The 13687-nt window shown below is 25.9% G+C and carries 14 protein-coding genes and 2 tRNA genes; 8 read left to right on the top strand and 8 right to left on the bottom strand.

Features of this window, described 5'->3' with window-relative positions:
* Positions 1 to 4 precede the first annotated feature (4 nt).
* The 6 genes from mnmA to C7380_RS01925 all read right to left on the bottom strand — a co-directional run bounded on the left by mnmA (position 5) and on the right by C7380_RS01925 (position 6263).
* Complete coding sequence (mnmA, locus tag C7380_RS01950) at positions 5 to 1108, bottom strand: tRNA 2-thiouridine(34) synthase MnmA (protein ID WP_240597469.1); 1104 nt, start codon at positions 1106 to 1108, stop codon at positions 5 to 7.
* Positions 1089 to 1538 carry an RrF2 family transcriptional regulator gene (locus C7380_RS01945; RefSeq protein WP_109603803.1) on the bottom strand — a complete coding sequence of 150 codons (450 nt, stop codon included), beginning with the start codon at positions 1536 to 1538 and terminating at the stop codon, positions 1089 to 1091. Before C7380_RS01945 ends, mnmA begins: the two co-directional genes overlap by 20 nt.
* A 12-nt stretch (positions 1539 to 1550) precedes the next feature.
* Complete coding sequence (locus C7380_RS01940; protein ID WP_109603802.1) at positions 1551 to 3335, bottom strand: 3D domain-containing protein; 1785 nt, start codon at positions 3333 to 3335, stop codon at positions 1551 to 1553.
* Positions 3332 to 3994, bottom strand: a complete 663-nt coding sequence (locus tag C7380_RS01935; protein WP_109603801.1) for a DUF2225 domain-containing protein — start codon at positions 3992 to 3994, stop codon at positions 3332 to 3334. Before C7380_RS01935 ends, C7380_RS01940 begins: the two co-directional genes overlap by 4 nt.
* 1 nt (position 3995) lies before the next feature.
* Entirely contained in the window at positions 3996 to 4901 is a 906-nt protein-coding gene (gene ftsY / locus C7380_RS01930) for a signal recognition particle-docking protein FtsY (protein ID WP_109603800.1), read from the bottom strand.
* 81 nt (positions 4902 to 4982) lie between these two features.
* Complete coding sequence (locus C7380_RS01925) at positions 4983 to 6263, bottom strand: alpha-amylase family glycosyl hydrolase (RefSeq protein WP_109603799.1); 1281 nt, start codon at positions 6261 to 6263, stop codon at positions 4983 to 4985.
* Positions 6264 to 6486: 223 nt separating this feature from the next.
* Between C7380_RS01925 and C7380_RS01920 the strand changes: the two genes are divergently transcribed.
* The 5 genes from C7380_RS01920 to C7380_RS01900 are packed head-to-tail and all read left to right on the top strand — an operon-like array spanning position 6487 to position 9698.
* Positions 6487 to 6861, top strand: a complete 375-nt coding sequence (locus C7380_RS01920) for a DUF2089 domain-containing protein (RefSeq protein WP_109603798.1) — start codon at positions 6487 to 6489, stop codon at positions 6859 to 6861.
* Positions 6862 to 6863: 2 nt separating this feature from the next.
* Complete coding sequence (locus C7380_RS01915) at positions 6864 to 7229, top strand: hypothetical protein (protein ID WP_109603797.1); 366 nt, start codon at positions 6864 to 6866, stop codon at positions 7227 to 7229.
* Between the two features lie 20 nt (positions 7230 to 7249).
* A complete protein-coding gene (locus C7380_RS01910) occupies positions 7250 to 8233 on the top strand; it encodes a DUF4097 family beta strand repeat-containing protein (RefSeq protein ID WP_109603796.1) in 984 nt (327 codons plus the stop codon).
* Positions 8230 to 8742 carry a hypothetical protein gene (locus tag C7380_RS01905; RefSeq protein WP_109603795.1) on the top strand — a complete coding sequence of 171 codons (513 nt, stop codon included), beginning with the start codon at positions 8230 to 8232 and terminating at the stop codon, positions 8740 to 8742. The genes C7380_RS01910 and C7380_RS01905 overlap by 4 nt, the downstream gene beginning before the upstream one ends.
* Positions 8739 to 9698 carry a hypothetical protein gene (locus tag C7380_RS01900; RefSeq protein ID WP_109603794.1) on the top strand — a complete coding sequence of 320 codons (960 nt, stop codon included), beginning with the start codon at positions 8739 to 8741 and terminating at the stop codon, positions 9696 to 9698. The genes C7380_RS01905 and C7380_RS01900 overlap by 4 nt, the downstream gene beginning before the upstream one ends.
* Before the next feature lie 39 nt (positions 9699 to 9737).
* Here C7380_RS01900 and C7380_RS01895 read toward each other — a convergent pair whose 3' ends face one another.
* Both C7380_RS01895 and C7380_RS01890 read right to left on the bottom strand, forming a co-directional pair.
* Complete coding sequence (locus tag C7380_RS01895; RefSeq protein WP_109603793.1) at positions 9738 to 11030, bottom strand: amidohydrolase family protein; 1293 nt, start codon at positions 11028 to 11030, stop codon at positions 9738 to 9740.
* Positions 11031 to 11047: 17 nt separating this feature from the next.
* A complete protein-coding gene (locus tag C7380_RS01890; RefSeq protein ID WP_109603792.1) occupies positions 11048 to 11764 on the bottom strand; it encodes a WecB/TagA/CpsF family glycosyltransferase in 717 nt (238 codons plus the stop codon).
* Between the two features lie 326 nt (positions 11765 to 12090).
* On the opposite strand from C7380_RS01890, the gene tig reads away from it, so the two are divergent.
* From tig to C7380_RS01875, 3 genes are all read left to right on the top strand, one after another.
* Positions 12091 to 13362 (top strand): trigger factor, encoded by a 1272-nt coding sequence (gene tig / locus C7380_RS01885; RefSeq protein ID WP_109603791.1) that lies wholly within the window; start codon positions 12091 to 12093, stop codon positions 13360 to 13362.
* A 116-nt stretch (positions 13363 to 13478) separates the two neighbouring features.
* A tRNA-Asp gene (locus C7380_RS01880) sits at positions 13479 to 13555 on the top strand.
* A 36-nt stretch (positions 13556 to 13591) separates the two neighbouring features.
* Positions 13592 to 13668: transfer RNA gene (locus C7380_RS01875), tRNA-Cys, on the top strand.
* Positions 13669 to 13687: the final 19 nt, after the last annotated feature.

Raw genomic sequence — 13687 nt, 5'->3', positions numbered from 1 at the left:
ATTTTTAATCCTCCAAATAAGAATCTATTATCCCAGTTCCCAATACAATTCCATCTTCATCATAAAAAGTAGCAAATTGTCCTGGAGTAACTGCAAAAATAGGTTCTTCAAATTCTACTTTAAAAGATTTTTCGTCTATCTTTGTTATAATAGATTTCATTTCTTCACTTTTTTTTCTGATTCTACAAACAGCTTCTATTTTTTCAAAATCTATAAAAAAATTAGATTTTTTAGCTATAAGTCCTTTAAAATAAAGTTTTTTTGTAGGAGCTACTATAATACTATTATTTTGAGAATCTATTTTATAAACATGTAATTTCATATTAGGAGATTTAAAAAATGTCATACCAGTCCTTTGACCTATTGTATAATTTGTATATCCAGTATGAGTACCTATATGATTTCCATCTAAATCATATACTTTTCCATCTCCAACCTCTATTCCTCTATCTTTTAAATACCTTTTATAATTGTTATCAGGAATAAAACATAATTCTTGTGAATCAGGTTTATGAGCTACGATTAAATTTAATTCTTCGGCAATTTTTCTTATTTCATCTTTTTTCAATTTTGCAAGTGGAAAATAAAGTCTCGGTAAATACTCTTGTTTAACATATGATAAAAAATATGATTGGTCTTTATAATTATCTACACCTTTTTTTATAACATATTTTCCATACTTTTCTGAATATTCACTTAAAACATAATGGCCAGATACTACAACGTCACAATTATATTCATCAGCCAATTCAATAGCTTTACCAAACTTAAAAAATCTATTACAAAGTATACAAGGATTTGGAGTAATCCCTTTTTTATATTCATTTATAAAATATTTTATTATTTTTTCTTCAAATTCATCTTTTATACTAATGATTTTAAAGTCTTCTAATCCAACATCTTTAGCAACTTTCATAGCATCAATAGTATCAGAAGGACTACAGCAAACCTTCTTTTTTTCAGGTATCATAGAAAAAACAATATCATCAACAGTTTTAAAGTGTACACCTATAACTTCATAACCTTCTTTTTTTAAAATATGAGCAGCTACTGAACTATCTACTCCTCCACTCATTAGCATTAAAGCTCTACGACCCATTTTTTTCATCACCACTTCCTAACTTAGAAATTTCTTTACCATATCTTATTATGTCTTGCAGAGTCATTTTATCAAGTTCAAGCATCATAACATTATGAACCCTTTTCCATACAAATTCAACAGCACAATCAATTTCAACTCTACATTCACCGCTAACACAATCATACGATTGTAAAGGCTTATCTAAAACATTTACAATTTCACTTAATCTTAAATCTTTTGGATCTTTTAGCAAAACATATCCACCATATCTTCCTCTTATTGATTTTAAAATTCCAGCATCTCTTAATTCAGAAAATATTTTTTCTAAAAAATCACGTGGTATTTGTTGTCTTTTTGAAAGTTCAGCAATTGACACTTTTTTTATACCTTCTTTATTCAAGAGCGCTAATTCAAACAAAGCTCTTAAAGCATAAGAACTTTTTACAGTCAAGGCCATGTTTCATCCCTCCTAAATCTTTCCAACGACATATATCGTTACATCAGATGTTTTTTGAGCTTTTCTGACATCATTTACATATATATCAATTTTATTACCTTTTATTTTCCCACCAGTATCTTCAACTACAAAAAAACCATTATTTGGCATATCTTTTAGTTCTGGTATATAAACAACAGTTCCAAGGGGTAATTCTTCTGGATCTGCTGCTATAGTTCTCCAATTTTCAGGTTTTTTACCAGATCTTGTTAAACGAAAAGTTGGAGAATATACTAATTTATCATCCCATTCTGTATAGTATGTCGCTTTATAATCTCCTCTTATTCTAAAAAATAATTTTAAAGGATCTTTAGGTTCACCTGATTTCCAAAGTTCAAGCATAACAAGTGAATCTTTTTTTACTAGTCCCAAAGAAGTTTCGTTATCTACCCAAACCCCTTCTTTTACATATATGGTACTTATATTTCTAACTACGCTGACTATAGAACTACCATGATCTATTTTAACATACCAATTTCCATTACTTGATGAACCTGTTTCTACTACTTTTCCAGGTAAAATAGGATAAATTCTTTCATCTTTAATTGGTTTTATACCTATACCAGGAGATATGCTCATAGAATTTCTATCTCCAAATTTAACAGCAATTCTTTCAAAAGCAGACTGATTAGTAGCTTTTAAAGGCCAATTAATATATTTTTCTATATTTCCAATAGGTATTATAAGTTCTTGACCTACTTTTAAATATGCAGCATTTATTAAATTATTTGCTTTAGCGATTAAATCAACACCATTACTTCCAAGTCCAAAAGCTTTAGCTATTTGACTTAAAGTATCCCCTGATTTAACTTTATATACTATTTCATCAGTATTTTCAAATATACTTTTAAACTCTTCATCTCCCAATGTATAAATAGCTGCATTTATTCTTTTCTCTAAATCATCTATTTTCGTTTTATATTTCTCATCTAAATTAGATGGAGGTGAAGATAATGCTTTATCAAAATTATTAGTTAAAATTTCTACATTATTATCAACTTTATTAAGCTTATCTTCTAATTCTTTTACTTTTATAATCGTATCACTTTGAGATTTATAATAAAACTTAGATACAGCTTGTTCGGTTTTAATTTCGATTATTTTATCTATATCTTTATTTAAATCTACATTTTTTAACTCTTTTTGTATTAAATTTTTAAAATCATCAGAGTTAACAAAATTTCCATTCATATCTTTATTAGAATTCTCTAATTTTGATACCCTATCATTAATATTTTGAAGGCTATCTAAAATAAAAATATTATCATCATTATTAAATAAACTCGTATAATTTTTTTCTAAATCAGTTATTTTCTTTTCTAAATCAGTTATTTTAGAAAAAACTTGAGAAGGATTTTCAGATGTTCCACCACTTTCAAGATTAGTCATAGACTTTTCTATATTTTCTACTCTATCATCTAAAGCTAAAAGTTTTTCAACATCTTTCGCCTCTTCACCATCAATTATTAAACCTTCTATTAAATTTAATCTTTTAGAAATTCCAGAAAATTGTGATTTAAGATCGCTTATTACATTATAATCATAACTGCTTTTTCTTTTATTCTGATAAAATTCATCCGATAATTTGTTAAGATCTTCTTCCAACCTTGTTAATTGAATTTCTAATGATTTCAATGTACTTTTTATTTCTGTGAGTTCTTCATTCGGTAATTTATTTTGTTCATCGGCACTTTGAAAAGAACAACTCGATAAAAACAAACTCAATACTATAATTAATAAAAAATAAATTTTTTTCACTCTAATTCACCTCTTAAATCTTTTGCAGCTCTTATGTATGGACTCTTACTATCCTTAAACATTCTAAAAAGTTTATCTAAATATTTAGCAGCATTTTTTTTATCTCCCAATCTATAATAAATATACCCTGTATAAAAAAGTGAAAAAATAGTGTCTCTATTGTCAAGAGCCTTTTCAAAATAATTAAGAGTTATTTTTAATACATCATTTAATATCTTAAGCTCTCTTCCTTCATCTCCATCATCTCTATATTGCCAAGAAAGTTTTAATAGTAACCTTCCAACTTCAAAAGGAAGGTCTAAAATCGAATATATTTCAGAAGCTAAAACTATTTGTTGTTTATAAAAATTATTAGATTTATCTTCATAGTTATTTACTTCAAAAAAATCATCCTTATAGAGTTTACTCAAAAAATCTTTTATTTTAGAATAATTTCTATCATTTATAAACTTATGAATATCCTTAACATCTTTTTCATTAAAAGTAAAGAAGCAATTTGGACAAGTTATTATACTATGTTTTAATGGATTTGGTCCATTATAATTAGGTTTTAAATCTTTATCATAACTTTTAACAGAAATAGCTGCAGTAGATACCTTTGAATACATAAAAGTATTTTTACAAACTGGACATTCAGTAGTGTCCTTCCAATAATCCATATTATTCTTCAACCCCTAATAAAGCATTTACATAATTTTTTGGTTCAAACATTTGAAGATCATCTTCACGTTCACCAACACCTATCATTTTAATTGGTATATTTAATTGATTATTTATAGAAAAAGCTATACCACCTTTTGCTGTACCATCTAATTTAGTAACTACAACACTCGTAATATCCACAGCTTCTTTAAAAGCTAAAGCTTGTTGGATACCATTTTGACCAGTAGTACCGTCTAAAACTAAAATAGTTTCATCTGATCCTCCTGGTATTTCTTTTTCTATAACTCTTTTAATTTTTTTTAATTCTTCCATTAAATTTGATTTTGTATGAAGACGTCCAGCTGTATCAATTATTACCACATCTTTATTTTTAGCTTTTGCATGTGCAAGAGAATCATAAACAACCGCTGCAGCATCAGAACCATGTTCATGAGCTATAACAGTTGCCCCTACTTTATTCCCCCAATGTTTAAGTTGTTCAATAGCTGCCGCTCTAAATGTATCAGCTGCCGCTAATACAACAGATTTTCCAGCTGAAACATATTTTTTTGAAATTTTTGCTATAGTAGTAGTTTTTCCACTGCCATTAACACCCACAACAAATATAACATAAGGTTTCTTATTTGGATTTTCTTCAAAATTTTCTTTTTCAAGATTTTCAGTCATTATATCTCTTAACAATATTAAAGGATCTTCAACTTCGTCTTTCTTATATCTTATTTTAAGTTCTGTTAATATTTTATTTGCTGTTTCATATCCCATATCAGACATTATAAGTATTTCTTCGAGTTCTTCTAAAACTTCATCATCTAAAGTTCTGCCAGCAAATAAAGTTTTAATTCCGCCAAAGAAATTATCTCTCGCTTTAGAAAGACCTTCTTTTAATTTATCAAAAAAACCCATTAAAAGGTTCACCTCCAAATTATTTTTTTATTCTTGAAAATTATAACACTTTTTGTTTAAAATATAAAGTAAAATAAGGCCTCAAGGCCTTATTTTAAAAATTTCTGGTAAGTTTTTAATTTCATAAAAATTATCAACAACAATATCACAATTATTAATTATATCAAAACCTTCAAACTTAAAGTTTATCGGAACACAACCTTTTCGATTCTCAAGATTAACAATGATATAGTATTTTTCATCTTTTGATTTCCATTCAATTAAATAAACACCTTCTACTATACTATGAATATTGAAAATATCACATTTTTCTTTTATATCTTTGATTATTTTTATCATTTTTTTAAAATAACTTAAAAATTCATAATCTCCCTCTTCCCATCTTATTGAATTTTTATCAAATAATTTTAAACTTTTTTTTGACATTATTTCTTGCCCCGAAAAAATCAAAGAAGGGCCAGGTAATAAACAATAAAAAATAGTCCAATTCTTTACAATATTTTTACCACTAAAAATCGAACAAATTCTACAAGTATCATGATTTTCTAAAAATCTTAATTTAAGAGTTTTTGAAGGATAAATAGCTTTTTGAACATTTAAATGATTGATATAATATGAAAAATTTATTAATCCTTTAAAATAGTCTTCTATATATTCAAAACCATCATAATCATAGGTAACATCAAAAACTTTAGAAAGTTCTATATCAGAATAAACTTCAATATTTCTATCCCTAAACATTCTTAAATCTTTCATTCTAAATGTTTCAGCAATCCAGATAATATTTTTTTTAGAATTTATAATCGATCTTGCTTTTTTCCAAAAAGTAATGGGTATTAAACCAGCTGTATCACATCTAAAACCATCTACCCCATTATCTACCCAAAACTCAAGATTTTTGATAAGATATTCTATGAGATCAGAATTAGAAAAATCAAGTTCTACAATATCATACCAATTTTCTATTTTTCTCTTTGGATTTCCTTTTTCATCCGTCAAAAACCATTCAGGATGTTCTTCATATAAAATCGAATCTAAAGAAGTATGATGAAACACTATATCTATAAAAACTTTCATTTCTAATTCATGAGCTTTATTTAAAATTTTTTTGAACTGACTCATTCCACCATATTCTGGACTAACACTATAATAATCTCTTATTGAATAAGGACTTCCAAAAGTTCCTTTTCTATTTTTTTTACCAACTGGATATATTGGCATAAAAGAAATTATATCAACTCCCAATTTCTTTATTCTTTCAAGATCATAATAAATATCATTAAAAGTTCCAGGATTAGAATGATTTCTAACGAAAATTTCATATATTATAGAATTTTTTAAATTATCATATGATTTATTCATTTATAACCTCCTTCAAATACTAATTTAATGATACTATATTATTATTTCTCATTCATTATTTATTATAAAAAAATTGTTAATATAAACACAATGATTATAATTTTAAAAAAATTATAATTAAAATAATTATTTTTATAAAAAATAGAAAAAAACTAAAAAATTTTAAAACAATACTTGACTTTTTTAATTTTTTAAATTATAATTTTATTATGGAGGTGAGAAAATGTATAAAAGGAGACTAACGACTTGTCCCGTGTGCAATGGCCCATTAAAAATAGTAAAATACAGATGTGAAAAATGCGATACAGAAATAACAGGAAGTTTTGAAATCGAAGAATTCACACAATTATCAGATGAACAATTGATATTTTTAAAGATCTTTATAAAATCAAGAGGAAATTTATCTGAACTTCAAAAAGAATTAAATATATCTTATCCAACTGCAAAAGCAAGACTTGAAGAATTAATAAAAGCTTTAGGTTATTCCTCAGAAAATGATAATAGGAAAAAAACTTTAGAAATTCTTGAAAAAATTGAAAAAGGTGAAATAACTCCAGAAGAAGCTAAACAAATATTAAAAAAATATAGGGGGGAATAAAAATGAAGGAAGATATAAAAAAAATACTTTCTATGTTTAGAGATGAAAAGCTTACAATAGATGAAGCTACTGATTTATTAGAAACTCTTATAGAACCGAACTTTAATTCAGGAAATAACTATACAAAAAAATATCTAAGACTGATTATAAAATCCCCTGGGAAAGATGAAGTTTCTTTAAAATTACCAATTTCAATGATAAAATTGATGAAACGTATAATACCTAAAAATCTAAAAAATAACGGGTTTGATAGTGAAGAAGCTGCAAATATAACAAAAGATATATTCGAATCGATTGACAAAATGGATGACGAGAAAACTACTATAAACACTGAAGATGGGACAGAAATTATCTTTAATTTAGAATAAAAAATAATGGGGGGATTATAATGGAACAAGAACTAATTTTAAAAAATTATGAAAAAATAGTACTAAGTATAAAACACAAAGGTGCTGATATAACAATAAAATCTTCAAATGATATAAATAAAATTGTTTTTGAATCAGGAGACAATGTGTTATATGATATTCAAGAATTTGGTAATGAATTATTTTTAGAATTTTCTAATGAAAAAAGAAATGGAAATATTATAGATAGAATATTTGATTTTGGGTTTAATTCAACAATTGATATAACTTTATTTATAAATGAAAATGTAAAATCTCTTGAAATTGAGGCAACTGCTGGTGATTTAAATGTTAAAGATATAAAAATCAAAAATTTAAAAACTAAATTAATTGCTGGCGATATGATAATATCTGGATTAAATCTTGAACAATTGAATTGTAATTTAACTACAGGCGATTTATCTGTAAAAGATAGTGAGATCAAAGATGCTTATTTAAAAATGACCACTGGAGATACTTCATTAAATAATACAAAAATAAATAAAATAATGGCTTCACTTGTAACTGGTGATCTTAAAATAGATTATTTAACAAAAAATTTTAAAGAAAGTGAAATCAAAGTAATAACTGGTGATGCAACAATAAGTGTAGAAGGAGAAACTCCTATAAATCTAAAAAAATCTATATCTATGGCGTCTTCACTAAAATCAAATATAACTTTGAACAATGATTATGGGATTAATAGAAATTTAAAAATAAAAATAATTACTGGAGACGTAAGAATAAAACAGAAAAAATTATCGAATTCAAATTCTGATTTTATAAATTCTAATTCAGAAGAAGATTTGTCTGTAGAAAATGAAATACAAAATATAAATATGTTGACTCAAGAAGAACAAAAAATTATTGAATTACTAAAATCTGAAAAGATAAGCAAAACTTTCGCAATCGAACTTCTTGAACAATTAGGTTACAAAGAAGAAGAAGCTAAAAAGTTTTTGGACGATAGGGGGGTACAAAAATGAAAAAGATTTCCTTGATTTTAATAACGATAGGAATTCTTATTTTTCTAACGGTATTTTTTGATTTTCAATTTACAATTTGGAGATTATTCGAATTGATAATATCCTTAATGCTAATAATTAGCGGATTAATTCCTAAAACATTCTCAAAAATTCATATAAATGGAATAAATGTTTCGAATATATCTGAAGAAGAAAAAATTGAGATTGAAGAAGAATTAAGAAATGCTCGTGAAGATTTAGAAGATTCTGAAATACCTTCAATGGCTAAAAATATTTCTAAAAAATCTATAAACTATGTTGAAAAAAAAGTATTTAAAAAAACTCATATAAAATCTTTAGTAAAAAAAATAATATTTGGTTTAACATCTGGTACAATACTTTTCTTTGATTCATTAAATTTATTCAATCTAAAATTTAATTTTTGGGAATTTATTCTTGTTATAATAGGCTCTTACCTGTTAGCAACTGGAATATCCTCTTTTATTCCAGAAAGGAGTGAAATCAAGTGATAAGTGGAATAATTTCTATCCTAATAGGCGGAATAATATTATTAGGAATTGTATTCAAATTAACCATATCTTTTAATGTAATAATAGAATTAATAATAGGTATAAGTCTTATAGTATCAGGTATGAGAATTTTCAAAAAAATCAAAGGAGAATATATAGGAAGTTTATTATTTGGTCTTATACTCGTAATGGATGCTTTTAAATTATTTCCAGAAAAATTAAAATTTTGGCCAATAGTATTATTAATGATAGCTTCATATTTTATAGGTTATGGATTGGCAAATATATTATCAAGCGGAAAATTTTTATTCAAATCCAAAAAACACCATGAAATAGAAAAAAACATTATGGAATTTTCTGATAATAACACAAATGAATTAAAAAAAATATCTTTTGATGTAGATTGGACAAAATTTAATTTAAATTCAAATAATCAAGACCAACTTTTTAAATTAAAAAGTGAAATAAATAAAGATATATTTAGATCTAATATGGATTTCAAAGAAGATGAATCTGCCTTAAAATTAAAAAATAAATTGAAAGTATCAAACATAAAAATACCAGAAAAAGCTTTTATGAATTTAAAGATAAAAAAACAAAAAGAATATGAAATCAAATCAAATGTATCAGTATCTGAAATATTCTTTGATTTAAGAGATATTTATTTGAAAAATATGAAATTAAAATCTACTGCATCAAAAATAATAATAATTCCATCTGAATTTACTGATTCTATAATTGATTTGGATTTAGAAATAACCTCATTAACCGTAAAACTACCAAAAAAAGTTGGATTGGTATTAAACCATATAGGAGAATTAAACTTAAAAAATTTTGAAGGATTATTTCAAAGAGATGATGGTTCATATATTTCAAGTAATTATTCAGATGCAAATCAAATAGTCTATTTAAACATATCTTCAGAAATGTCAAGATTAGGAGTACAAATAATATAAAAAGTCGGTAAACCGACTTTTTATATTTTTTTATATTATTTAAATATCTAAATATTTAATTTTATTATTAATTCTTTTTTGAATATTTTTTATATCATCAATATCTGCAAACTTAACCTTTCTATCCCAAAGAGTTATGTTTCCTCCAACAATAGCTCCCCAAACTTCAATCTCAGTTCCAAGTCTAAAAGAAAGTTCTGTAAAAGGTGTTTTTGTATTGAATAAAAATTCTCCTGATCTACAATTCAATATTGTAAGATCTGCTTCTTGTCCAGAACTTACTTTACCCATTTGCATAGAAAATTCGTCTGAAACAAAAGAATAGTTGTTCATAAAAATAGTTCTCTCAACTTCAGAATATAAAATTCTTTGTTTAGCTTTATTATGAAATTTTTCTGTTATTAAAAGTGTTTTAGCCTCATTAAATAATGAATAATCTATTATACCAGTACCAATAGAAACTTTCATCCCCCTACCAAGCATATCAAGAAGATTAGGGGTATAATTTATTTCCATGAGTTCTGTTCTAACACTTTTTATGAGTCTAACTCCTTTAGATGCAAAAAAATCCATTATCTGATTGGTTATATTACCAGCAAATATAATATCTACTTTTTTAGATAAAATATTTTGTTCTTTCATAACACTTACAAGTTGTTTACCATGTTTAAGCATACAATATCTTTCTTCTTGTTGGAAATCAACAATAGCAATTCTCAATCTTTTCCCCATTTTTATGAATTCCTTCAAAAACTCATAATCTTCACTTTCTAAACCCCAAACGCCTAAAATAGTTATAGAAGAAATATCTTTATCTTTTAAAAGTTTTTCTCTGACTTGACGTGGTATACCATTTTCAGTTAAAAAAATTGGAGAAGGTTTTATTTTAACTCCTATTTGATCACCAATTTCTTTTACTCTTGAAATTTTTTCAGAATATGGAATTGATATAATAGAAGTAGTTATGCCATTTATAAGAGATTTATAAGCGCCAAGTTTGACTATATCTTCAAAAAGATTTTTATCTTCAACTAAATTTTGAGCATATCCAACTATTTTAGAAAATTTTTCATATGGTGGTAAATCTGAATTTTTTGACTTATTTATCAAAGATAATTCATTGATATAAAAACTTGTATATGGATTTGAAAGTCCTGGAAGAACTATTTTCCCTTCCATATCTTTAATATCATCTTCAACTTCAACGTATTTATCTATGATATCTTGAGCATTTCCAAAATCAACAATTCTGCCATCTTTTATAAATATAGCACCATTTTCAATAACTTCTCCTATATTACCCGTTAATATAGTACAATTTTTTAATATCATCATGCCACCTCCACTTTTCATCTTTTAAAATAAATTTTTGAATAAAACTTGAAAAGTTCAGGTAATTTCTTGAACCTTTTTGGTTCAACAATCATCCTATATAACCACTCTGCTCCTATCTTCTGATAAAAAACAGGGGCTCTTTTCATTTCACCAGAAAAAACATCGATACTACCACCAACACCCATAAAAAATTTACAATTAATATTATCTATATTTCTTAAAATAAAATCTTCTTGTTTCGGTATACCCATTCCCACAAAAAGAACATCTGCTTTACTTTCATTAATTTTATCAACTATATTTTTTTCTCGAGTTTGATCAAAAAATCCATCACTATAACCTGAAACTTTTACTCCAAACTCTTCTTCAATTTTTTCTGTTGCTTTAAAGACATAATTTTCTTTCGATCCAAGTAAAAAAATCCGCAATTTATTTTTTGAAGAATAATCACAAATTTCTTTCATTGTATCGATACCTGTACATCTCTCTGAAAAAACACCTCTTTTTCTCAAATATTTTACAATGCCTATACCATCGGGAATAGAATAATTAGCTTTTTTTATAGCTTGTTTATAAGTTTCATTGTTTAAATATTCCATATACATCAAAGCATTAAGAGTAATTATCCAAGTTTTTTCATTATTATTAATACTCTCTTTGATGATTTTAATTATTTCATCTCTATTACCAGTCAACATATCTATTCCATCAAGATTGTAAACAAAAGACATAAGTATACTTCACCTCAAGAATTTTTATATTTAATCTTTAATATTAAATTATAGTAATTTTTATTATCACTTAATATTTTAACATTTTTCACCTCAATTATACATTATAATTAAATAAATTTAAAGTAAAATCTAATTCATGTAAAGATTATATAATTATTTTAAAATATAAAAGTATTATATAAAATAACAAAAAAGCCTTTATAATATCCATACAGATTATAAATTAAAATTAATTTTGACTTAATTTTAACAAAATTAAAGCATTTACAATGTATAATAATAAAAGCAAGTTAAATCAATAAATAAAATGGAGGTTGTATTAGATGGAGAAACAGCTTTTATCCGAAGTGAAAAATATTAAAAGATACCTCGTAAAGTTCACAAAAGATGAACTTGAAAAGGCAGAAAAAGATATAGTAAAAGAAGTTAATCAACACTATAAATTTGAAGGTTTTAGAAAAGGAAAAGCGCCAAAAGGAATCGTTAAAATGAGATTGGGAGACAATTTTAATATTTGGGTTAATGATCTTTTACAAGACCAAGCAATAACTGACTTTGAAAAAGAAGAACAATTATTATTCCCACCAATAGTCGATTCAAAAGCAAATGATGAAGGAAATATAGAACTTGAATTAGTACTTCATACATACCCTGAAATAACATCAGCAAAATTTGAAGATATAACAGTTGAAGTCCCAAAAACAGAAGGTGTTGTTGAAAAATATGTTGAAAATAAATTAAAAGAATTATTAGAAGAAAATGCTGTATTAGAACCAAAAGAAGGCAAAGCAGAATACAACGATTATGTGAGAGTAACTTATACTGTAATAAATCATGAAGGAAAAACTATACAAGAAAATAAAGAGTCTGAATATGTATTATATGAAGATGATAAGAGACCTATAGTTGAAAATGTAATCGGAAAAGAAAAAGGCGATGTCGTTGAATATGAAAGAGACTTTGATGACAAAAATTATAAATATACCGTAAAAGTAGAAGAAGTTTATACAAGAACTATTCCTGAATTAACAGAAGAATTTATAAAAGAATTAGATACAGAAATAGAATCTTTAAATGAGTTAAAAGAAAAATTATCTGAAGAAGGTAAAGAAATGTACAGTGGCTGGAATAAAGATTATATAAAAAATTACATAATCGGAGAAATTCCAGAACATGTTGAGGTTGAAATTGCCGAAGAAACTATTGAAGAATATATAACTAAATATGTAGAAAATCTTAAAAAAGATGGTAAATTTGAAAAAGAATTAGAAGAAAATGATAATGATGAATCGAAAGTTAGAGAAAATGCTAAAACTTCATCATTAAAATGGATAAAAGAATTAGTTGTTGTTGATAAATTAGCTAAAGAAAATGAAATAGAAGTTTCTGATGAAGAGTTGACTAATGCAATTAAAAATATAGCTACTATGTGGCAAATGCCTTTTGATAGAGCAAAGCAAGTAATATACTCTAATGAAAAATTATTAAATGAAGTAGTATGGGACACATTAAAATCAAAAGTTGTTGAAAAAATTCAAGACAAAGTAACAATAAAAGAAGTAGACTCTGATAAATTAGAAAACAAAGAAGATTAATAAAGAGGGGCTTAAAAGCCTCTCTTTTATTTAAATCATTTTGATACACAAATGCAACATTAATTCTCTGGACAAAACTCTTTTTTTTTGATAGAATAGAATCCGGAAATGGAGATGGGGACGTGGTGAAGTTGGTTATCATGCCGGTCTGTCACACCGGTGGCCGCGAGTTCGAATCTCGTCGTCCCCGCCAACTCTTACTCCTCATAAAGAGGAGTTTTTACTATGGGGCAACGTAGCCAAGTGGCCTAAGGCGGCGGTCTGCAAAATCGCTATTCGGGGGTTCAAATCCCTTCGTTGCCTCCATTATTCATTCACTAGTACA

The sequence above is a fragment of the Oceanotoga teriensis genome (genome assembly GCF_003148465.1).
Lineage (GTDB): Bacteria > Thermotogota > Thermotogae > Petrotogales > Petrotogaceae > Oceanotoga > Oceanotoga teriensis.
Note: the sequence above shows the minus strand (reverse complement) of the source record. Positions and strands in the feature narration are given on the sequence as shown.

Excerpts from the sequence above, each read along its gene's own strand:
- mnmA (WP_240597469.1), bottom strand. The coding sequence starts at position 1,108 with ATGAAAAAAATGGGTCGTAGAGCTTTAATGCTAATGAGTGGAGGAGTA.
- C7380_RS01945 (WP_109603803.1), bottom strand. The coding sequence starts at position 1,538 with ATGGCCTTGACTGTAAAAAGTTCTTATGCTTTAAGAGCTTTGTTTGAA.
- C7380_RS01935 (WP_109603801.1), bottom strand. The coding sequence starts at position 3,994 with ATGGATTATTGGAAGGACACTACTGAATGTCCAGTTTGTAAAAATACT.
- ftsY (WP_109603800.1), bottom strand. The coding sequence starts at position 4,901 with ATGGGTTTTTTTGATAAATTAAAAGAAGGTCTTTCTAAAGCGAGAGAT.
- C7380_RS01925 (WP_109603799.1), bottom strand. The coding sequence starts at position 6,263 with ATGAATAAATCATATGATAATTTAAAAAATTCTATAATATATGAAATT.
- C7380_RS01920 (WP_109603798.1), top strand. The coding sequence starts at position 6,487 with ATGTATAAAAGGAGACTAACGACTTGTCCCGTGTGCAATGGCCCATTA.
- C7380_RS01915 (WP_109603797.1), top strand. The coding sequence starts at position 6,864 with ATGAAGGAAGATATAAAAAAAATACTTTCTATGTTTAGAGATGAAAAG.
- C7380_RS01910 (WP_109603796.1), top strand. The coding sequence starts at position 7,250 with ATGGAACAAGAACTAATTTTAAAAAATTATGAAAAAATAGTACTAAGT.
- C7380_RS01905 (WP_109603795.1), top strand. The coding sequence starts at position 8,230 with ATGAAAAAGATTTCCTTGATTTTAATAACGATAGGAATTCTTATTTTT.
- C7380_RS01895 (WP_109603793.1), bottom strand. The coding sequence starts at position 11,030 with ATGATATTAAAAAATTGTACTATATTAACGGGTAATATAGGAGAAGTT.
- C7380_RS01890 (WP_109603792.1), bottom strand. The coding sequence starts at position 11,764 with ATGTCTTTTGTTTACAATCTTGATGGAATAGATATGTTGACTGGTAAT.
- tig (WP_109603791.1), top strand. The coding sequence starts at position 12,091 with ATGGAGAAACAGCTTTTATCCGAAGTGAAAAATATTAAAAGATACCTC.